The following is a 19545-nucleotide window of genomic DNA, read 5'->3' on the forward strand; positions in this document are numbered from 1 at the left end:
GTCAAAGGTATAAAGACAATAAACATCCATATGACGGCATCGCCTTACGAGGTGAAGTTTTTCTTCCTCATTTACTCATCAACATTTCTGCGGCTTCTTCGGGCTCAGCGGACAAAAACCGTCTGATTTCCCGGTTAGAGACAATGACCAGCATCGCAATAAAGCATACTGCCGACAGCATAAGGAAGATATTATATACCCCCAGCAGATCCATCAGATAGCTAAATAACAACATTGCCACTGGCATATTGATCATGGCGAAAAATGACAGATTAGAAAGTACACGCGTTCTTAAATGCCCGGGTAAATTAATCAGCAACTGAGAATCGATAACCACGTTAATCCAGTTCCGTGATAATCCTATGATAAATTGTCCGATAAAAAGCACGATGACATGATGGCACAAACTTATAAGCAACAGTGACAGAAAAAAAAGGGATGAAGAGATATAAACCAGAGACTTATTATCAAATCGCGCGTGCAAATAAGGGAAGATAAACGATCCGGTTATCACCCCACCCCCCATACTGGTCGCAAGCAAACCGACATAGAAAGGAGACAACCCTTTAATTTCTTTTATCAGCCAGGGGAAAGCCACCATCATTGGTGCAAAGGCAAGGCCAATAATAAGGCTATAGACGAAAAAACCAGAAATCACCCTGTTATTCATCGTGTAGATAAGCCCCTCCTTGATATCATCCAGCCATGGGACTCGACGAGGCTTATCCTGGTCATTCTGAGAATGACAGCGCATGCACATACAGAATACGCAGGCAATACTGATACAGAATGCCAGAAACAGAAAAGAATTAGCGACACCCAATAAAGTCACCATTGCGCCACCGGAGACACCACCGATAATGGACATCGTGGAGGTAACACGATGGGTAATGTTCATACCCTCAGTGATCCTGTTTTCAGAGATGAGGTGAGGAAGAATGCCTATTGATCCCGCATTAAACAGAATTCGTCCTGAGGCCGACAGAAGCTCAAATGCAATCAGTGCCGACAATTTCATTCCACCGGACATGAAAACAAAAGCAACGGTAATATAGCTTATAAACTGAAGAACAAGACCGGACAGTATTAACAATTTCTTATTGTATCGATCGCCGGCAGGTGCGATCAACGGCTGGGCCAGCGCAGAAATAATCAATGGAGGGACAATAAGATATGACACATAGATCATCTTCTGGTATTCACCCAGAATCCACCAGACAGCAGCAATCGATGATGCACTGTAACCCAATGCTGTCGCAATCTGAGCGCATCTGTAGAGCCAGAAATCTCGCCCCAATCCATCTCTCATGCTCCCTCCGGCACATGATATGAACCATCCAGCACTTATAAGACCACAACCTCAAAAGCTTGTTTTTTGATCAAAATCAACTGGACAGTCATGCATTTTAACTACTTTTTTCGTCAGTCCTCATACCATAACGGATGTTCCGGAACGCCATCTACCGTATCGGAGATCAGGCGCAGAGATGACCCTGCGTCCTCAGAGTCATCATGTTGCAATAATACCTCAGAAATTCGCCGGGTCAGTTGAATGTGTTATCGCCGAACCGACAATTACCACATCGCCGATCACATGTACCTTCAGGCCGATATGCATCAACCGCATCGCCAGATGCTTTCAGCATCAGTAGCGAACGCCCGGCACCAAAGACAAAAATCGCGCTCGCCAAAAACCGTTATCCCGTACCGGAAAAACGATCGGCACACTAGCCGCGGCACTATTCCGTTTTTACTTTCATTCCGGCGACAACGACATTCACACCGAGATCTTTCATCCTGCGCAGGATTGAAACGGGTGTCCCCTGATTCACAATCACGACATCAAACTCGCTTAACCGGGCAAATCGATAGAGCGCACGGCGCTCAAATTTGGTGTGATCCATCAGCAAAATGCGCTTTTCTGCACAATTAAACATGGCCCGCTTTGTTTCAACCGTCTCCGCTGACTGGTGAAAAACAATATCATCCATAATGGCGGACATACTGACAAAAAACGTATTTGCACGAAGGCCGGCGATTTCATCCCGCGTCATATGCCCCATAAAAGCGTTACACCAGCTGTGATACTGCCCACCCAATCCGAGCAAGGTTACATCACGGATATTCTTTAGCTCGCTCATGAGCGTCAACGAATTGGTGATTACCGTCAGCGGCGCTCTGGCAGGCAATAAGCGCACCATCTGAAACACCGTTGTAGAATCGTCAAGAAAGATGGCCTGTCCGGGCTCAAGATAACTCATCGCAACTTCAGCGATGGCCTGCTTCTCTTCCAGCTGTCGGGTAGCGCGATAAACGTCGCTGGACTCCACCAGACTGGTTGATGTTGCAGAAACCACGCCCCGAGATTTATGCAACAGCCCGCGCTCAGCGAGCTCATCAATGTCCCGGTGGGCCGTCATTAAGCTAATACCATACCGCTCAGTGATCTCCTCGATACGAATCGCGCCTTCAGCCATGACCGCTTCAACAATCAGTTGCCGACGCGCCAGCTGTCGCGCCTGGCGGCTGTCACCTGGCAGCATTTCCGCCATGAATACATTGAGAGAGTGATCCTGAGTCGTTTGCGTCATTATGCGTCCGTAAAGAGTGAAAAGAAGCCCTGATACTGCCAATTACAACGCCGAAGTGCGCAGATAGCAAATCATTAAAAAGGGGGCATAAATGCCCCCTGCAGACGGATGACAAACCTCTAACGAATACCGTTTTGTCATGGGTAGTAGAACAAAAAAATAAGGAAAATCAATTCATTGATTTTCGGCTGCTCACCACAAAGAAGGAAAAACCACGCTTTTTCCTTCTTTGTCAGCAATCTGAGGGGGCATAAATGCCCCCTGCAGACGGATGACAAACCTCTAACGAATACCGTGTTGTCATGGGTAGTAGAACAAAAAACAAGGAAAACCAATTTATTGATTTTCGGCTGATAATATTATTCAGACAACACAAATGGTGACTTTATTTTTGCAGCGTTATCTTTGGTTATTAATACGCAGTCAAACAACTGCTTCTCAGATGCCGCGCCTGTTTTGCCTGTTTTCAGGAAGGTATCTGCTTGCTCTACGGCTTTGGCCGTAAATGTCGCTACGGGCTGCATGACGGTATAGGCCAGCGCCCCCTCTTTTACTGCGTCTACCGCATCTGGCGAGCCATCAAACCCACCGACGGTCACCTGCTTCAGCTTTCCGGCTTCTTTCAGTGCGGCAATAGCCCCTAACGCCATTTCATCATTGCCGCTGATAACCCCCTTCACTTTCGGGTTTGCCTGTAACAGGGATTGCATCTTGTTGTAACCCTGAGTACGGTCCCAGTTTGCGACTTCCGACCCCGTTTTTTTAAGACCCGGGTACTGGCTCAGCACGGTTTCAAAACCATTTGCCCGGGTCGCGGCATTGTTGTCAGACGGTGGTCCTTTCAGTTCCACATAGTCACCGCTATCTCCCACCTGTTGTACCCATTGCTGCGCGCCTAACGCCGCGCCTTGCGCGTTATTCGACACCAGCTGCGCCTTAGCCAAACCGCTCTGATTCAGTTCAGCATTAATAATAAAGACGGGAATATTCGCGGCGATAGCTTTTTTCACCGAACCAACAGAACCATCAGCATTAGCGGGGTCAAGAATAATCGCTTTCGATTTATTGGTAATCGCAGTATCGATAAGCAGGCTCTCTGTGTTGGTATCGCCTTTATGTGCGCTGACCTTCGCCGTGTATCCCATTTTTTCAGCCGTTTTTTGTGCTATCTGGCCTTCGGTCAGCCAGTAAGGGTTCGAAGGGTCGTTGATAATGATAGTCATCAACCCGTTCGCCCATGTTGGTGTGGCGAAAATAGCGATCGCCGCGGCCGTAGCGGCCAGGATGAAACGTCTGCTGTTCTTATACATAGTGTTGTTGCTCCGTTATTTGTAAGGTACAGATGTCGGACAATATGTAGAACGGATACAACCCGGACTCCGCTCCGGTTAAAAACGCATTAACGCCCCCGGCGACCGTACTGCAAGGTGTTGAGCAGAACCGCCAGAACAATCACGGCACCCGTGAATACGGTCTGCCAGTAGGCTGAAACCCCGATAATGACCAGACCGTCAGAGAGGAAACCGATAACAAACGCACCGAGTAACGTTCCACGAACGTTGCCACGCCCCCCCGTTAATGCCGCACCACCAATGACGACGGCGGCGATCGCGGTCAATTCGTATGTGGTTCCGGCGGTCGGTCCTGCTGAAGTCAGCTGCGAGGTGAGCACCAGTCCCGCCATCGCGGCACAGACTCCCGACAGGACATAAACGCTGATTTTGACGCGTTTTACCGGTACACCTGACAATTCAGCGGCCCGCTCATTACCACCAGACGCGTACAACCAACGACCAAACGCGGTTCTGCTCAGTAAGAAACCACAGGCCAGCGCAACAACGCCCAGAATCAGCACGCCAATCGGGATAGTAAAAATACGGTTAAATCCCAGCCAGTCGAAACCGGTGTTGCCTAATGCTGCGCTGCCCGATAATTTGTTGTAGGTCAGGCCATTCGTCATGAGCAGAGCAATACCGCGCGCCACGTATAAGGACCCAAGGGTGGCCACAAACGCAGGTACCCGGCACCAGGCAATCAGGATGCCGTTCACCAGGCCTATCAGCGCGCCAACGGCCAACGTCAGGATCGCCACCGCCCAGACCGGGAGATAGAGCACCACGCCCAGCGCGTCAAGATTAATGCCTTGCATCATAAAACCGGCGCAGACCCCGGCCAGACCCAGCGTTGAACCAACGGAAAGATCGATGCCGCCGTTCAAAATCACCAGCAGCATTCCAATTGCGGGCAGACCAAAAATCGCGACATGGGAAGCCATTGTCAGGAAATTGGCTCCGCTGAAGTAATTTGGCGACAGGAACGAAAACATGGCGATAATCACCAGTAATGCGATAAAAGCGCGTCCTTCAAGCAGAAGATGCGCCAGGCCAGGACCTTTTCTGGCACGTGTTTTGGTCTCCACTGGCAACACGGTCAGCGACTGGGTTCTGTCTGTCATGGTTTTAGCTCCCATTTTCATTGTTGTGCCACCACTGACTCGCCGGAGGCAGCCATGATGCGTTCTTTCGTGACGCTGGAATCAAACACGGCTGAAATACGGCCTTTTCTCATCACCACGATACGGTGAGCAATACTCAAACACTCGCCCACTTCGGAAGTGGAATAGATAACCGCCAGGCCTTTTCTGGCGCTATCAGTCAACAAACGGAACACTTCCGCTTTCGCCCCAATATCGATTCCCCGACTGGGTTCATCCAATAAAATCACTTTCGGATTGGTCGCCAGTATCTTCCCAATCACCACTTTTTGTTGATTACCACCGGAGAGCGAGCGAATAGCCGCCTCACCGCCTGCCGTTTTCACCGTCACATTACGGATGCTGTCATCAATACGCTGTTTTTCCTTTCGCCTCGACAGCATCAATCCCCGAACACACGCGTTGATGCTGGCAAGGGTCAGATTTTCACCCACGGACATCGTCTGAACTAAACCATCCCGCTGACGATCCTCGGGTACTAACGCTAATCCACTGGCGATACGCTGGGAGATTGAGAGGCCGGATACCTCATTGTCCTCCAGAAGGACTGTGCCGGATGACTGTGATAGTCGTCCGGCGACACACTCCATCAACTCCGTTCTGCCCGCGCCCATCAGGCCATAAATACACACAATTTCACCGCTGCGGACATCCAGAGACAGGTTATCCACGAGCCGAATCCCCGCCTTTCCTTTCACGGTCAGGTCTTTTACCGAAAGCGCTGAAGCACCGAATGGATAGTCATTCGGCGGCGAGCCGAGATCAAAATGGTCGCCCACCATGTGGTGAACAATCCAGTCAAGGTCGATTTCATCGCGACGCGCATAGGCGGTCATCACGCCATCGCGTAACACAACCGCCCGGTCGGTTATCTCCAGCGCTTCTTCGAGGTGGTGTGAGATATAAACAATGGCGACGCCCTGGCAGGTCAGGTCGCGGATCACCTGAAATAACACCTTAACCTCGGCAGCGCTCAGTGCGGAGGTGGGCTCATCCATGATGAGGATCTGAGAATTCACCGACAGTGCGCGGGCAATTTCCACTATCTGCTGCTGGCCCAGTCGAAGATTCTCGACCGGTGTTAGCGGATCAATATCCTCTTCCAGCGACCGCATCAGGAGCTCGGTGATACGTTTTTCTTCGGCGTAATCCACACCACCCGGCTTCATTATTTCCCGGCCGATAAAAATGTTGTCGCGCACATTCATGTTCGGTGCGAGATTCAGCTCCTGGTGGATGATGGAAATACCGTTATCTCGTGCATCCGTTGCAGAGTTGAAAATTTTTACCTCATTATTGAGGACAATCTCACCGCTGCTGGGGGTAATCACGCCGGAAAGAATTTTCATCAGCGTCGATTTGCCCGCACCATTTTCACCAAACAAAGTTGTCACTTCGCCGCGGCGAACATCAAAATTCACCCCTTTCAGGGCATGTGTTGAGCCATACACCTTGCTCACATTCCTCGCAGAAAGAATGATTTCACCTTTCGTTAAAGCCGGATGTAATGCAGACAGATTCATTTAACCTCCAGACTGATCGGTGTCACCAGCCAGTTACCTGGGGTCAATAAACGAAATACGCCAACAACCTCTACGCGTTTTCCTGAGAGCGTTTCCCTGTCCAGCTTATCCAGCAACACGGTTTTTAATGCCCGGTTAAGCGCCGCGCCAGCATTCTGATAGTCAATCTGGTTGGTGAAGTCGCCGAATTGAATCTTCCCTGTAGAATCACGTAATTCGGTCCCTGTTAATATCGGCCCCGTTTGCAGGCGCAGCTTTATGTCCTCAGGGAAACCATTCACGCTAATGTTAAATATTCCAGATTTCCCCTCCCCGACGTTTCCCTGAAACCGGACGGGAATAACCGGCAGCGTGGTACCAACGCCATATTTTTTTATCGCCTCGGCCTGATTCATTTTTAACGCTTCAGCCAGAAGAACAGCATCAACAGCGCGGGACTCAATACTGTTTTTAATCTCAGGGAAGGTTTTGTCGCCGTATGAGGCGGCGGAAAAACCTTGTTCCTGTTTATCCTGCACAGAACCGATGTGGACAACCTGTGTATCCACAACCATCGCAATGAGCACCGCCATAACAGCGATACCCATTGCCGTATAACGTTTTACACGGCGGCGCGAGTGATGAGCTGATAGTGCGGAAACCCCAGACATAATGTTGACCTCACAGACAATTAGCACAGACGGTATTTCTCCGCCCTGATGTTATAAATACGATAACTGCATGTGATGAGAATTGTGTTCCCGTTGCTAAATTGTCAATCTTGAATCTGCTTTTTTTCTTGATAGCGCGATCTGGATCTAACATTTATATACCACCCGGATCTCACACCATCTCCTGTTAAATGGCCTTTACTTCTCCAGTAGACAGGCCAAAAACAGGCCAAATTCGTGATCAACCTCGCCTTCCAAAATGAAATTTACTCTCCATAAAGAAAAATAATTCACATGTTATGTTATCTCTGTGATAAATGAATAATAACGTTACTTGTCACAAAAAATCACACGCGATTAACATTAAAAGCATTACTCAACGACGACGCTCAACCTGATAGCAGAGGTATTGATGGATAACCGTGACATCATTCTTGGACTGGACTCCGGCACTTCAGTCGTCAAAGCCGTAGCGTTTGATCCTGAAGGTGAGCAACTGGGCTGCGCATCAGCACGCAACAATTATTCGCGAAGCGAAGGCGGCGTGGCGCAGCAATCAATGAACCAGACCTGGCAAGATGCCGTCGCGGCCATTCGTAAACTGGCTGAACATGTCGATAACCTGGCCGCTCGTATTGTCGCAGTAGCCGTTACCGCTCAGGGTGATGGAACCTGGCTGGTGGGTGCCGGGAATCAGCCAGTAGAGGATGCCTGGATTTGGCTGGATGCTCGTGCCGCGCCAACGGTAGAGAAGCTTTCTCGCTCGCCGCTCGCGCGTGCTCGCTTTGAAGCCACCGGCACCGGGTTAAACACCTGCCAGCAGGGCTCGCAGATGGCTCACATGGACTGTTTTTATCCTGAGTTGCTGGACAGCAGCGAAGTCGCCCTCCATTGCAAAGACTGGCTGTATCTGAACTTAACAGGTGTCCGCGCAACAGACCCCTCTGAAGCCAGCTTCACTTTTGGAAATTTCCGCCATCGGCGCTATGACGACCAGGTGATTGCCGCTCTGGGTCTGGAACATCGCCGGCATCTCCTGCCGGAGATCGTCGACGGAAGCCAAATAACGCATCCATTAACCGCAGAGGCCGCCGCGCTGACAGGATTACGCGCAGGCACCCCCGTCAGTCTGGGGTTCGTTGATATGGTCATGACCGCTCTCGGGGCCGGAGTACATACGGGTGAAGCGAATACGGCCTGTTCGATTGTCGGGTCAACGGGTGTCCATCTCCATGCCGTCTCTACGGACAAGGTGTGGTTGAATCCGCAGCAAACAGGCTATGTGATCCCCCTGCCCTGGCCTGATTACGTCACGCAAGTTCAAACCAATATGGCATCAACCCTGAATCTGGACTGGCTCCTGCACATCGCCAGCGAACTCCTTAACAGCTTCAATGGCGAAGTCAGCCACGCCAGGCTCGTACAACACATCGATCGCTGGCTTAGCCAGGCTAAACCAGGCACCTTGCTTTACCACCCCTATATTTCGGAAGCCGGAGAACGCGGCCCCTTCGTGAATGCTAACGCCAGGGCCAGCTTTGTCGGCCTGAGCTATAGCCACGGTTTTGCCGATCTGGTGCGTGCGGTGATTGAAGGCATCGGCTTCGCCGCCCGGGATTGCTATCAGGCAATGGGTGACAGATTGCCCGGTGAGTTACGCCTCACCGGCGGCGCGACCCGTTCTTCACAACTGCGCCAGATTCTGTCGGCCTGCATTGGTGTGCCAGTACGCAGCAGCAGGCGCGAGGAAGCGGGTGCTGCCGGGGCAGCCATGATGGCCGCAGTGGCCATCGGCGCCTATCCCTCAATGGAGCACTGTGTCAAAACATGGGTAACGCCACTTCTGGATAAACAGGAAGTCCCTTCGCCCGCGCTAACTGAACATTATCAGCATTTATTTGGCTGTTATCAGCAGCTACGTAACGAACTTCCGTCTGCCTGGAATGCGTTAAAACATCCTTGCGCAGACGGCTAACCTGCTTAATGGAGTCATCATGAGCGAAAAAATTCTGGATCTGTTTGTCATTGGTGGAGGCATCAACGGCGCGGGTATTGCTCGTGACGCCGCAGGCCGCGGTTTATCCGTGGTGATGTGTGAAAAAGACGACCTGGCGCAGGGGACCTCGTCTCGCTCAGGCAAGCTGGTTCACGGCGGCTTACGCTATCTGGAATATTATGAATTCCGCCTGGTGCGTGAAGCACTTATCGAACGCGAAGTGTTACTGAACGCAGCGCCGCATATCATCTGGCCAATGCGTTTTGTCCTTCCTCACAGTCCTGGCGACCGCCCGGCGTGGTTAGTTCGGCTGGGGCTGTTTTTGTATGACCATCTTGGCGGTCTGAAAAAGCTGCCCGGCACCCGAACGCTGGATTTACACCGGGATCCGGAAGGCGCCCCGATTCTCAATTCATACCAAAAAGGGTTTGAGTATTCAGACTGTTGGGTCGACGACGCCCGGCTTGTCACGCTGAACGCACTGGATGCCGCCGAGCGCGGGGCGACCATACTCACCCGGACCCGCTGTGTTTCAGCCAACTGTACGCCTGAAGCCTGGGTCATTACCGTGCAAAATACGCAAACCGGTGAACAGCAAACCTTCCGGGCCAAAGCGCTGGTCAATGCCACAGGTCCATGGGTGCTGGATATCATCCATCAGGTCACCCAAACCCGCAGCAGCCGAAACGTACGCCTGGTGAAAGGCTCACACCTCATTGTGCCAAAATTCTGGGAAGGCCAGCAGGCCTACCTGATGCAGAATAATGATAAGCGCGTCATCTTTATTAACCCTTATGAAGGTGACAAAGCCCTGATCGGCACAACCGATATTCCGTGGGAAGGTGATGCCGACGCCGTGACGGCCGACGATAGCGAACAACAGTATCTGCTGGATGCCGTGAATCGCTATTTCAAAATTCAACTGTGCGCCAGCGATGTGATCGCCCGTTTTTCGGGCGTGCGGCCGCTGTTCGATGATGGCAAAGGAAACCCTTCGGCGGTCACGCGTGACTATGTGTTTGAGCTTGATGAACAACAGCCCCTCCCGTTGCTGCATGTATTCGGCGGGAAAATCACCACCTTTCGCAAGCTGGCCGAACATGCCCTGCAAAAATTGGGGCCTTTCTTCCCACAAATGGGCCCCGACTGGACTCGCGATGCCGTACTGCCCGGCGGCGAAATAGCGGATGCCGATTTCGAAAGCTTCCTGCAAACGCTGAAAAGCAATTACCGCTGGTTGCCTCAGCGCCTGTGCAAACATTACGCCCGCTTGTACGGTGCACGTCTGCCCAGGGTGTTGGGGGAAGCGAAGCGCGTGGAAGATCTCGGCCTTCACTTTGGCGGATTATTGTATGAAGCCGAAGTACGCTATCTGGTGGAGAAGGAATGGGCCAGGCAGGCAGACGATATTTTATGGCGACGGACCAAACATGGCCTGCACCTGACCGAAATACAGCAACAGGCATTTGCCGACTGGTTTACAACAACCTATGGCGCCCCGCGTTGTGCAAAAGCCAGTTAAGGAGGCAATAATGACACTTTCTCTGTCGCTGAATACAAATCCGTTGGTTAACCGTATTGCCACCCCGGAAGAGCTGATTCATACCGTTGCCCACCAAATTCGCATTCGGGATATCCAGCTTACGCATGAATTCATCAACCCCAGCTGGCCCGCCTCTACCATCGCACAGATGGTGAGACGAATGAAAAAAGCGCAACAGGCGACCGGGGTACGAATAACCTCAGGCATGACCGGGCCGTATGGGCGCCTGAACCATTTCGGGCATCCGGATGCCTCCGTGCGGCGCTACTATATAGACTGGTTTAAAACGTTTGCCGATATCACCGCTGAACTGGGCGGTGATGCGATCGGTTCGCAGTTCGCTATTTTCACCCAACAGGATCACAACGATCCTCAACGCCGGGAAGCGCTGATCGCCATTGCGATCGACTGTTGGGCGGAAGTGGCAGAGCATGCAAAGTCTGCGGGCCTGAAATATGTGTTCTGGGAGCCTATGAGTATCGGACGCGAATTTGGGGAAACTATCCCGGCCTGTCTGGCTCTGCAAAACAGGCTCAGCGCGACATCAATGGCGATCCCTTTGTGGATGATGGCCGATATCGATCACGGCGATGTGACCTCTGATGACCCACGGGATTACGATCCTTACGCATGGGCTGAAGCGGTTCCCCGTTACTCGCCCATTATTCACATAAAGCAAAGCATGCAGGATAAAGGCGGACACCGGCCCTTTACGGCACAGTACAATAGCAAGGGTCGGATCCAGCCCGAGCCTCTGCTTAGCGCATTCGCGCGCGGCGGGGCAAAAGATAATGAAATCTGTCTTGAACTCAGCTTCAAAGAACGCGAACCGACGGACAGCCACGCTATCGCTGAAATTGCCGAAAGCGTCGCCTTTTGGGCTCCTCATATTGATACCGGGATTCGGGACCTGAATATCTGAACCTAATCACCGGGAACGGGCTGGATTGCAGGAACGCATGATACCCTCTTTAAACATCGCCTTTATCAAAGCAAACTGGCACAGTGACACCGCTGTCCAGCCAGTGGTTTGATTCAGTTTCTTTAACATCACATTCAGTCGGTGGCCAAATTTGTTGATTTCTACACAGAACATGTTGTCAAAAAGGGCCAGCAGGCCACACCGGCAACCCTGCCAATCCATCAACGCTCACTACCGAAAAACGAAATCATGAAACACCCTACTTTAATGGATAGCGAAGACTCTCTTGGCCTGCGCGCGGCGTGGCTGCATTACGTTGGCGGCCTTACGCAGGCCGAGGTGGCAAAACGGTTAGGATTGTCATCGGTAAAGACCCACCGTCTTATTGCCCGTGCCGTGTCGGAAGGTGCAGTCAAAGTGAGTATTGAAGGCGAGATTATTGCCTGCGTTGAGCTGGAATCACGTTTGCTAACACGATACGGCCTGTCTTTCTGCCGTGTCGCCCCGGATACCGCCGAAGAGGGACTACCGGTACGAGCGCTGGGTATGGCTGGCGCGGATTATTTACGCACGCTGCTGATTAACAATCCCGACATGACTATCGGCATGGGTCACGGACGCACACTGTCCGCCGCGGTCCACCAGTTGCGGCATATCGATGCACACCGGGTTCGTTTTGTTTCTCTGTTGGGCTGCCTGACGCGCAACTATGCCCTCAACCCGCACGATGTAATGCACCGCATTGCGCAAAAAACCGGGGCACAGGCTTATATAATGCCGGTCCCCTTCTTTGCAAATACCGTGAAGGATCGGGATGTTTTGTTATCCCAGCATGGGGTGAGTCAGGTATTTGAAATGGCCGCCAGCAGCGCAGTGAAGCTAGTCGGAATCGGTACTGTTGAACCAGCAGCACAGCTCGTGGAAGCAGGTATGATCGGCATACACGAAATCAACGCTATTTCGGCGTCTGGCGCGGTTGGTGAGATATTGGGCCATTTCTTTAACACCCATGGTCAGCACATTGATAATGGGTTAACGGCAAGAACGATGGCTATCTCTTTAGATACCCGGCGCCGGGATAATATTGTGGCGCTGGCAGGAGGCCCGACAAAAGTCGAAGCTCTGCGGGCAGTGTTAGCCAGTGGATTGCTCAATGGCCTCATCACTGATGAACTCACCGCTCACGCCCTGCTGGGCCAGTCAGAATGATAAACTCGCCAGCATTACTGGCTCATACTCAATACCGTACGGATATTTCGGGCGCTGGTGGCAATAATATCAATCACGCCCGTACGCAGTGCCCCCATGATAGCCATCGCTTTGGTATTTTCAGAAGCAATCGCAATGACACAGGGTATCTGTCGTAATTCCTCAATGCTCAGCCCAATGACACGATTATCCATAACGGTATTCACGTGCTCACCGCGAGCATTGTAAAAGTCATATCCCGCGATATCGCCAATGACGCCCTGATGCAAACTGGCGTTACTGATTTCATGTGGCGTAAACCATCCCAGTTTCACCATATAGCTTTCCTCATTCATATCGCCAATTCCCACCAACGCGATATCCGCTTTTCGGGCACGGTCCAGGGTTTCTTTAATGGTGCTATTTTGCAGTAGCAGCTCTTTCAGTTGCCTGTTCTCGACGTAAGCCGGGGCATACAGTGACTCACTGCTCCCGCCAAACTTTTTCGCCAGCAGACGACTGATATGATCGGCGTTAATCACATCACCCGGGCGGTGCGTTCCGCCAATACCACAGATAAAACGGCAGTCACGGGCCTGAATGGCGCCCGAATGTTCAACCACGGCGGCCACATTACGCCCTTGTCCTACCGCCACCACCACATTATCTTTCAGCACGTTATTCAGATGGCCTGAGACGAGAGAAGCCACTTGCCGACGTTGTTCTTCTTCATCCGCATAGTCGAGCGCAATGAGCGCCCGGCTCACAGGAAAACGCTCTGTCAGTTGCTTTTCCAGCTGGGTGCTGAACACGGGGTGATAACGTACGTTGATCTCAACAATGCCCTTTTCTCTCGCCCGTTTTAGCAATCGACCCACTTTGATGCGTGAAAAACCAAACTTGTTCGCAATTTCCTCCTGAGTCACTTCATCGCAATAATAGGCAACCGCAATTTCGGTAAGCAGCTCGTAATCCTGCGATGCAGTAGATTTTTCCATTCAGTATTCATCTCCGGCGGTAAAACGAAAAAGGTAAGGCAGTAAAGTGGCGGTCAGTATATCAGAAACGGTTATTTCGCATTTCCGCCGACGTTGTCCGGTGAATGTTACGTCTGATGATGCCCACAGCCGGTAATGCTGCGCGCCTCCTGCAGAATATCTGAAACAGCCGCGGGACGGTGCGCAAAACGGCCGAGAAATACCCCGTCAGCATCCGGCCAAAGGCGCGTCAACAGGCCCGGTCCCGCGCTCCCGCCATAAATCACGCGACACTGCGGCCCATAGTCACGGCGTAATGCTTCACGCAACGTACGGCAAACATATCGAATATAATCATCGCTCGCCGGCTCAGCAGCACCAATTGCCCACTGTGGCTCCCATGCAAAAATCAGCGCGGGTAGCAGGTGTGCTTTGCGGTGCTCCAGCAGTTCCCGTGCCTGGGCGATGGCAAATTCTGCAGCCGCTTTCGCACTCATACGGTCAGCTTCCCCGATGCATATCACAGGGGTCAGCTCGCAGGCAAAGGCCATATCCATTTTTTGATTAACGATCGGAACGGTTTCACTGAAATGGCGGCGCCGTTCCGCATGCCCAATCTCGACATAGCGACATCCCATCTCCTGTAGAAGACTGGCGCTGGTCTCTCCCGTCCATGCCCCCGCAGGTTCAGCACACACATTCTGTGCGCCGGTTGCCATCGCGGTACCGTTAAAGATCTGCAACGCCAACGGAATTGTTGGCATTTCAGGGAAGGTAAAAAGCTCTATCCCTGCGTTACACACACCCGGCTGTCGCAGCATATCGGCCACATCCCGACACCAGTTCAGCATCTGGTGATAACCAAAATAGGTTTTATGACTAATACCAACGATTACCTTTTCAGACATGGTGCCCTCTCCACATCGCCTCTTTGTTTCTGCCGTTGCTATGACGCGCCTTCGATAATAACCCGCACCACAAACAAATGAACACTATCAGTTCAATTGAGCGCACTAAACAATCGGCGAGAGGAAGTGTGATCGCTCTCATAACCTCACCAGTTCGTCCGTAAAATCTGAAAGCCACCCTTTTTAATTTCCTGAATTGCCGCTAATAATGAATGAACATATGATCACCAAATGATCATTAGAAACAAAAAATAGCCACACAACGGCTCCCGATACAGAACATGGTCGAGGGGAAGCTACACGTACTGATGCAATAGCCATACAGGAAATCAACATGTTAAAAGTTGCCATTGGCGCCGATGACGCCGCAACCGAACTCAAAAATCGGGTCAAAGATCATCTGCTTAACCGCGGGGTTGAGGTTGTTGATTTTAGCCATGACATGACGGGTAACGATCAAATGTACCCGGATATTGCTTTTAACCTCGCGACCGAAATTCGTAAAGGAACGTTTGAACGCGGTATTCTGCTGTGCGGCACCGGAATCGGCATGGCCATTGTTGCGAATAAAGTCCAGGGGATCCGCGCAGCCCAGTGCCACGACGTATACTCTGCCTCGCGGGCTCGCAAAAGTAACAATGCGCAAATCATGACGATCGGTGCACGCGTTATTGGGAGCGAACTGGCATTAACGCTGGTTGATACCTGGCTTGATGCTGAATTTGAAGCCGGTCGTTCCGGGCCAAAAGTCGAACGTATCACTTACTATGAAAATATGGCCCATTCCACCAGCTCATCCAAATGATGAAGACAATGGCTATGGCGCTTTTGGGAAAACGCAAAAAGTCACCACCGCGATGACTTACAGTAGCGAACTCACCGCCATAAAAAACCAAAGATTTTATCGGTATTAAGCTTTTTTTAAGCTTTCCTTCTGCCCTACCTGCTGAACTGGTTTTTTGTTCCGCGAAAAGCGCCATTCCCCCGATTTCCCTTCTTTATTCTCTAATGAGAATCACTTTCATTATCATTCGATGTGTATTGTGTTTTAATTCGCCTCGTTATGCTTTCTGGTGTTTATGACTCACTTTTATGAAGGATTAACTTATGAAATTTGGCGTATCGTCTTTGTGCTCTCTCGTGATGATGACTTCCTCGCTGCTGCTTTCGCCTCTGGCACAGGCGGCGGATAACAACGAAGGTATCGTGGTGTACAACGCGCAGCATGAGAACCTGGTTCAGGCGTGGGTGGATGGCTTCACCAAAGAAACCGGCATTAAAGTGACGCTGCGTAACGGCGGCGACAGCGAGCTGGGCAACCAACTGGTGCAGGAAGGCAGCGCGTCCCCTGCCGATGTGTTCCTGACCGAAAACTCCCCGGCGATGGTGCTGGTCGATAACGCCAAATTGTTTGCGCCGCTGGATGCCGCCACGCTTGCTCAGGTGGCTCCGGCTTACCGTCCTGAACATGGCCGCTGGATTGGCATTGCCGCCCGCAGCACCGTGTTCGTTTACAACCCGGTGAAACTGTCTGAATCCCAATTGCCGCATTCTCTGATGGATCTGGCGAAACCTGAGTGGAAAGGCCGCTGGGCTGCTTCTCCGTCCGGTGCTGATTTCCAGGCTATCGTCAGCGCGATGCTGGCGCTGAAAGGCGAGAAAGCCACCCTGGAATGGCTGAAAGCGATGAAAACCAACTTCGTGGCCTACAAAGGCAACAGCACAGTGATGAAAGCGGTGAACGCAGGCCAGATTGATGGCGGCGTTATCTATCACTACTACCGTTTTGTTGACCAGGCGAAAACCGGCGAGAACAGCAAAAACACCAAACTCTACTACTTTAAACATCAGGACCCGGGCGCATTCGTCAGCATCTCTGGTGGCGGCGTGCTGGCTTCCAGCAAACACCAGCAGCAGGCTCAGGCCTTTATCAAGTGGATCACCGGTAAAGCAGGCCAGGCATCTCTGCGTACCAACGACGCCTTTGAATATGCGGTGGGTGTGAACGCCGCGTCCAACCCGAAACTGGTTCCACTGAAAGAGCTGGATGCACCTAAAGTCGAAGCTTCTACGCTGAACAGCAAGAAGGTTATCGACCTGATGACTCAGGCTGGCCTGCTCTGATTGAACTGACTGTGGTGAGTGCTTAATGTCCGTTGTGAATGTTAGCGAGAAATCTCTCGCGCCACGCCCGGTGCTGTCACATCGCCCCGCGCCTGTGATGGTGATGCTGGCAGTGATGGTCTCGCTGCTGGCGCTTCTCCCGCCTGCCTTTGTGGTTTACATTGGCTTTGATACCGGTTGGGAGACCGTTAAAGCACTCATCTTTCGCCCGCGTGTTGCTGAGCTTCTCAGCAACACGCTGCTGTTAGTGCTGGTGACCGTTCCGCTGAGTGTGTTTGTCGGCGTGCTGCTCGCCTGGCTGACAGAACGAACAACGCTTGCTGGCAGACGGCTTTGGTCGATGCTGGCAGTTGCGCCGCTCGCCATTCCGGCGTTCGTGCAAAGTTATGCCTGGGTCAGCGCCGTGCCCTCGATTCACGGCCTGGGCGCTGGCGTTTTTCTTTCCGTGCTCGCTTACTATCCCTTTATTTATCTGCCCGTCGCCGCCGTGCTGCGCCGTCTTGATCCCACGCTCGAAGACGTTGCCGCTTCATTAGGCACACCGCCGCTGCGCGTCTTTTACCGCATTGTTCTGCCGCAATTACGCTTACCGGTTTGGGGCGGTGCGCTGCTTGTGGCGCTGCATCTGCTGGCGGAATACGGGCTGTATGCGATGATCCGCTTCGACACCTTTACCACCGCCATTTACGACCAGTTCCAGTCCACGTTTAGCGGCCCGGCGGCCAATATGCTGGCGGGCGTGCTGGCGCTTTGCTGCCTGGTAATCCTGGCGCTGGAAGGTGCCACGCGAGGCAAAGCACGCTATGCGCGAGTGGGCGCTGGAGCGCCTCGCGAACAAACGCGCTGGCAGTTGAATGCGGCTTTCCAGTGCTTCGGGCAGCTCTTCGTTTTCATCGTTATTCTGTTGGCCTTTGCGGTGCCATTGGCGGTGCTTTGCCGCTGGCTGTGGCTTGGCGGCATCGAAAACTGGAATCAGGCCAATCTGTGGACGTCACTCCAGCAAACGCTGGTGCTTGCGGGCAGCGGCGCGACATTAACGCTGCTGGCTGGCGTGCCGATTGCGTGGCTGTCGGTTCGCCATCCTCGCCCGCTGTTCCGGGTGCTGGAAGGCTGTAATTACTTCACCAGTTCGCTGCCCGGCATTGTGGTCGCGCTGGCGCTGGTGACGGTCACGATTCATTACGCGCGCCCTATCTATCAGACCGAAATCACGCTGTTCCTGGCCTATTTGCTGATGTTCGCCCCACGCGGATTGATTAACCTGCGCGCGGGCATCGCTCAGGCACCTGTCGAACTGGAAAACGTGGCTCGCAGCTTAGGGAAAACACCCGCCGTCGCGCTATGGAGCGTCACGCTGCGCCTTGCCGCTCCGGGTGCCGCTGCCGGGGCTGCGCTGGTGTTCCTTGGGATCTGCAATGAGTTAACCGCCACGCTATTGCTCTCACCGCTCGGCACCCGCACGCTGTCGACCGGGTTCTGGGCGCTGACCAGCGAAATTGATTATGTTGCCGCAGCGCCTTATGCCCTGCTGATGATCCTTATTTCGCTGCCGCTCACCGGCATTCTTTACGTGCAGTCACAAAAACTGGCAGGGTTGTAAGATGATTGAGTTATCGGGTATTTCGAAGACATTTGGCCAGACGACGGTGCTGGACGACATCAACCTGAAGGTAAAAGCCGCAAGTCGAACGGCGATTGTCGGGCCGTCCGGTTCTGGCAAAACCACGCTGCTGCGAATTCTTGCCGGGTTTGAAATTCCGGATGGCGGGCACATCACACTGGGCGATAAAGTGCTGTTCGACCCGAACACGTTTATTCCTGCCCACGAACGCGGAATTGGGTTTGTGCCGCAGGAAGGCGCGCTGTTCCCGCACATGAAAGTTGGCGACAACATCGCTTACGGCCTGAAAGGGTCGAAAGAGGAAAATCGCCTGCGCGTGGCGGAACTGATGGAGCTGGTGTCGCTCGATACTCGCCTTGCCTCGCACTGGCCGCACGAGATATCCGGCGGGCAACAACAGCGCGTGGCGCTGGCTCGCGCGCTCGCTCAAAAACCGGCATTGATGCTGCTGGATGAACCGTTCTCCGCGCTCGATACCGGCCTTCGTGCCGCCACGCGCAAAGCCACGGCTGATTTGCTCGAACAGGCTGGCGTGGCCTCTATTCTGGTGACTCACGATCAGCAAGAAGCGCTCTCGTTTGCCAGCCAGATTGCGGTGATTCGTCATGGCCGTTTCACGCAAGTGGGCTCCCCTGTCGACGTTTATTCCCAGCCTGTGGATGAAGAAACCGCGCTGTTCCTTGGCGATGCGCTGATCTTCCCTGCGCAAGTAAACGGCGGCGTGGCGCGTTGCTGTCTGGGTGATATTTCGGTGAGCAATCCTCAGCATACGGGCGAGAGACGCATTATGCTGCGCCCGGAACAGCTGATGATTACCGCGGCCCACCAGCAGCCAACCGCCATCATCAGCGAGGTGGATTTTACCGGCCATCTTTCGACGCTGACGTTAACTTCTCCCGGCTGGCCGATGGCGTTGCAGGTTAAAACGCTCAGCCAGCAGCACTGGCAGAAAGGCGCGCCGGTCAACGTGGCGGTCAGCGGTCACGCCTGCGTTTTAGCCGCCTGAGT

Annotated in this window: 17 protein-coding genes and 1 pseudogene; 8 read left to right on the plus strand and 10 right to left on the minus strand. The window is 52.7% G+C overall.

What is annotated here, in order from left to right:
- Window positions 1-67 precede the first annotated feature (67 nt).
- From ACLW56_RS11110 to ACLW56_RS11140, 7 genes and pseudogenes are all read right to left on the minus strand, one after another.
- Window positions 68-1309, minus strand: a complete 1242-nt coding sequence (locus tag ACLW56_RS11110) for an MFS transporter (protein WP_330983841.1) — start codon at window positions 1307-1309, stop codon at window positions 68-70.
- A gap of 267 nt (window positions 1310-1576) precedes the next feature.
- Window positions 1577-1688 (minus strand): annotated as a pseudogene (locus ACLW56_RS11115) (6-phospho-3-hexuloisomerase); the annotation flags it as partial.
- 51 nt (window positions 1689-1739) lie between these two features.
- On the minus strand, window positions 1740-2591 hold the full coding sequence (locus ACLW56_RS11120; RefSeq protein WP_330983842.1) for a DeoR/GlpR family DNA-binding transcription regulator: 852 nt from the start codon (window positions 2589-2591) through the stop codon (window positions 1740-1742).
- A gap of 359 nt (window positions 2592-2950) precedes the next feature.
- Window positions 2951-3901, minus strand: coding sequence for a D-ribose ABC transporter substrate-binding protein (locus ACLW56_RS11125; RefSeq protein ID WP_330983843.1), 951 nt, complete (start codon window positions 3899-3901; stop codon window positions 2951-2953).
- Between the two features lie 89 nt (window positions 3902-3990).
- The gene (locus ACLW56_RS11130) at window positions 3991-5046 is read right to left on the minus strand and encodes an ABC transporter permease (protein WP_330983844.1); all 1056 of its coding nucleotides are present in this window, start codon (window positions 5044-5046) and stop codon (window positions 3991-3993) included.
- Between the two features lie 17 nt (window positions 5047-5063).
- Window positions 5064-6608: a sugar ABC transporter ATP-binding protein gene (locus ACLW56_RS11135; RefSeq protein WP_330983845.1), complete on the minus strand. Its 1545-nt coding sequence runs from the start codon at window positions 6606-6608 to the stop codon at window positions 5064-5066.
- Window positions 6605-7258: a DUF2291 domain-containing protein gene (locus ACLW56_RS11140; RefSeq protein ID WP_330983846.1), complete on the minus strand. Its 654-nt coding sequence runs from the start codon at window positions 7256-7258 to the stop codon at window positions 6605-6607. Before ACLW56_RS11140 ends, ACLW56_RS11135 begins: the two co-directional genes overlap by 4 nt.
- Window positions 7259-7670: 412 nt before the next feature.
- On the opposite strand from ACLW56_RS11140, the gene ACLW56_RS11145 reads away from it, so the two are divergent.
- Genes ACLW56_RS11145 through ACLW56_RS11155 form a run of 3 tightly spaced genes read left to right on the plus strand, consistent with a single transcriptional unit; the run spans window position 7671 to window position 11719 of the window.
- On the plus strand, window positions 7671-9233 hold the full coding sequence (locus ACLW56_RS11145) for an FGGY-family carbohydrate kinase (protein ID WP_330983847.1): 1563 nt from the start codon (window positions 7671-7673) through the stop codon (window positions 9231-9233).
- Window positions 9234-9252: 19 nt separating this feature from the next.
- Window positions 9253-10776 carry a glycerol-3-phosphate dehydrogenase gene (locus tag ACLW56_RS11150; RefSeq protein WP_330983848.1) on the plus strand — a complete coding sequence of 508 codons (1524 nt, stop codon included), beginning with the start codon at window positions 9253-9255 and terminating at the stop codon, window positions 10774-10776.
- Between the two features lie 10 nt (window positions 10777-10786).
- Window positions 10787-11719 carry a sugar phosphate isomerase/epimerase family protein gene (locus ACLW56_RS11155; RefSeq protein WP_330983849.1) on the plus strand — a complete coding sequence of 311 codons (933 nt, stop codon included), beginning with the start codon at window positions 10787-10789 and terminating at the stop codon, window positions 11717-11719.
- Window positions 11720-11725: 6 nt separating this feature from the next.
- Here the strand turns inward: ACLW56_RS11155 and ACLW56_RS11160 are convergent, their stop codons facing one another.
- Window positions 11726-11848 carry a hypothetical protein gene (locus tag ACLW56_RS11160; RefSeq protein WP_330983850.1) on the minus strand — a complete coding sequence of 41 codons (123 nt, stop codon included), beginning with the start codon at window positions 11846-11848 and terminating at the stop codon, window positions 11726-11728.
- A 120-nt stretch (window positions 11849-11968) separates the two neighbouring features.
- On the opposite strand from ACLW56_RS11160, the gene ACLW56_RS11165 reads away from it, so the two are divergent.
- On the plus strand, window positions 11969-12928 hold the full coding sequence (locus tag ACLW56_RS11165; RefSeq protein ID WP_330983851.1) for a sugar-binding transcriptional regulator: 960 nt from the start codon (window positions 11969-11971) through the stop codon (window positions 12926-12928).
- A gap of 14 nt (window positions 12929-12942) precedes the next feature.
- Here ACLW56_RS11165 and ACLW56_RS11170 read toward each other — a convergent pair whose 3' ends face one another.
- Together ACLW56_RS11170 and ACLW56_RS11175 are read right to left on the minus strand one after the other, a co-directional pair.
- The gene (locus tag ACLW56_RS11170) at window positions 12943-13905 is read right to left on the minus strand and encodes a sugar-binding transcriptional regulator (RefSeq protein WP_330983852.1); all 963 of its coding nucleotides are present in this window, start codon (window positions 13903-13905) and stop codon (window positions 12943-12945) included.
- A gap of 107 nt (window positions 13906-14012) precedes the next feature.
- A complete protein-coding gene (locus ACLW56_RS11175) occupies window positions 14013-14792 on the minus strand; it encodes a triose-phosphate isomerase family protein (RefSeq protein ID WP_330983853.1) in 780 nt (259 codons plus the stop codon).
- A 334-nt stretch (window positions 14793-15126) separates the two neighbouring features.
- Between ACLW56_RS11175 and rpiB the strand changes: the two genes are divergently transcribed.
- From rpiB to ACLW56_RS11195, 4 genes are all read left to right on the plus strand, one after another.
- Complete coding sequence (gene rpiB / locus ACLW56_RS11180; protein ID WP_330983854.1) at window positions 15127-15597, plus strand: ribose 5-phosphate isomerase B; 471 nt, start codon at window positions 15127-15129, stop codon at window positions 15595-15597.
- 302 nt (window positions 15598-15899) lie between these two features.
- A complete protein-coding gene (locus tag ACLW56_RS11185) occupies window positions 15900-16916 on the plus strand; it encodes an iron ABC transporter substrate-binding protein (RefSeq protein WP_330983855.1) in 1017 nt (338 codons plus the stop codon).
- A gap of 25 nt (window positions 16917-16941) precedes the next feature.
- On the plus strand, window positions 16942-18516 hold the full coding sequence (locus ACLW56_RS11190) for an iron ABC transporter permease (RefSeq protein WP_330983856.1): 1575 nt from the start codon (window positions 16942-16944) through the stop codon (window positions 18514-18516).
- A 1-nt stretch (window position 18517) separates the two neighbouring features.
- Window positions 18518-19543: an ABC transporter ATP-binding protein gene (locus ACLW56_RS11195; protein ID WP_330983857.1), complete on the plus strand. Its 1026-nt coding sequence runs from the start codon at window positions 18518-18520 to the stop codon at window positions 19541-19543.
- Window positions 19544-19545 lie beyond the last annotated feature (2 nt).

The organism is Pantoea sp. sgz302252 (genome assembly GCF_047713085.1).
GTDB lineage: Bacteria > Pseudomonadota > Gammaproteobacteria > Enterobacterales > Enterobacteriaceae > Scandinavium.

Excerpts from the sequence above, each read along its gene's own strand:
- ACLW56_RS11135 (WP_330983845.1), bottom strand. The coding sequence starts at position 6,608 with ATGAATCTGTCTGCATTACATCCGGCTTTAACGAAAGGTGAAATCATT.
- ACLW56_RS11170 (WP_330983852.1), bottom strand. The coding sequence starts at position 13,905 with ATGGAAAAATCTACTGCATCGCAGGATTACGAGCTGCTTACCGAAATT.
- ACLW56_RS11130 (WP_330983844.1), bottom strand. The coding sequence starts at position 5,046 with ATGACAGACAGAACCCAGTCGCTGACCGTGTTGCCAGTGGAGACCAAA.
- ACLW56_RS11110 (WP_330983841.1), bottom strand. The coding sequence starts at position 1,309 with ATGAGAGATGGATTGGGGCGAGATTTCTGGCTCTACAGATGCGCTCAG.
- ACLW56_RS11175 (WP_330983853.1), bottom strand. The coding sequence starts at position 14,792 with ATGTCTGAAAAGGTAATCGTTGGTATTAGTCATAAAACCTATTTTGGT.
- rpiB (WP_330983854.1), top strand. The coding sequence starts at position 15,127 with ATGTTAAAAGTTGCCATTGGCGCCGATGACGCCGCAACCGAACTCAAA.
- ACLW56_RS11120 (WP_330983842.1), bottom strand. The coding sequence starts at position 2,591 with ATGACGCAAACGACTCAGGATCACTCTCTCAATGTATTCATGGCGGAA.
- ACLW56_RS11195 (WP_330983857.1), top strand. The coding sequence starts at position 18,518 with ATGATTGAGTTATCGGGTATTTCGAAGACATTTGGCCAGACGACGGTG.
- ACLW56_RS11145 (WP_330983847.1), top strand. The coding sequence starts at position 7,671 with ATGGATAACCGTGACATCATTCTTGGACTGGACTCCGGCACTTCAGTC.
- ACLW56_RS11165 (WP_330983851.1), top strand. The coding sequence starts at position 11,969 with ATGAAACACCCTACTTTAATGGATAGCGAAGACTCTCTTGGCCTGCGC.
- ACLW56_RS11190 (WP_330983856.1), top strand. The coding sequence starts at position 16,942 with ATGTCCGTTGTGAATGTTAGCGAGAAATCTCTCGCGCCACGCCCGGTG.
- ACLW56_RS11160 (WP_330983850.1), bottom strand. The coding sequence starts at position 11,848 with ATGTTAAAGAAACTGAATCAAACCACTGGCTGGACAGCGGTGTCACTG.
- ACLW56_RS11155 (WP_330983849.1), top strand. The coding sequence starts at position 10,787 with ATGACACTTTCTCTGTCGCTGAATACAAATCCGTTGGTTAACCGTATT.
- ACLW56_RS11150 (WP_330983848.1), top strand. The coding sequence starts at position 9,253 with ATGAGCGAAAAAATTCTGGATCTGTTTGTCATTGGTGGAGGCATCAAC.
- ACLW56_RS11125 (WP_330983843.1), bottom strand. The coding sequence starts at position 3,901 with ATGTATAAGAACAGCAGACGTTTCATCCTGGCCGCTACGGCCGCGGCG.
- ACLW56_RS11140 (WP_330983846.1), bottom strand. The coding sequence starts at position 7,258 with ATGTCTGGGGTTTCCGCACTATCAGCTCATCACTCGCGCCGCCGTGTA.
- ACLW56_RS11185 (WP_330983855.1), top strand. The coding sequence starts at position 15,900 with ATGAAATTTGGCGTATCGTCTTTGTGCTCTCTCGTGATGATGACTTCC.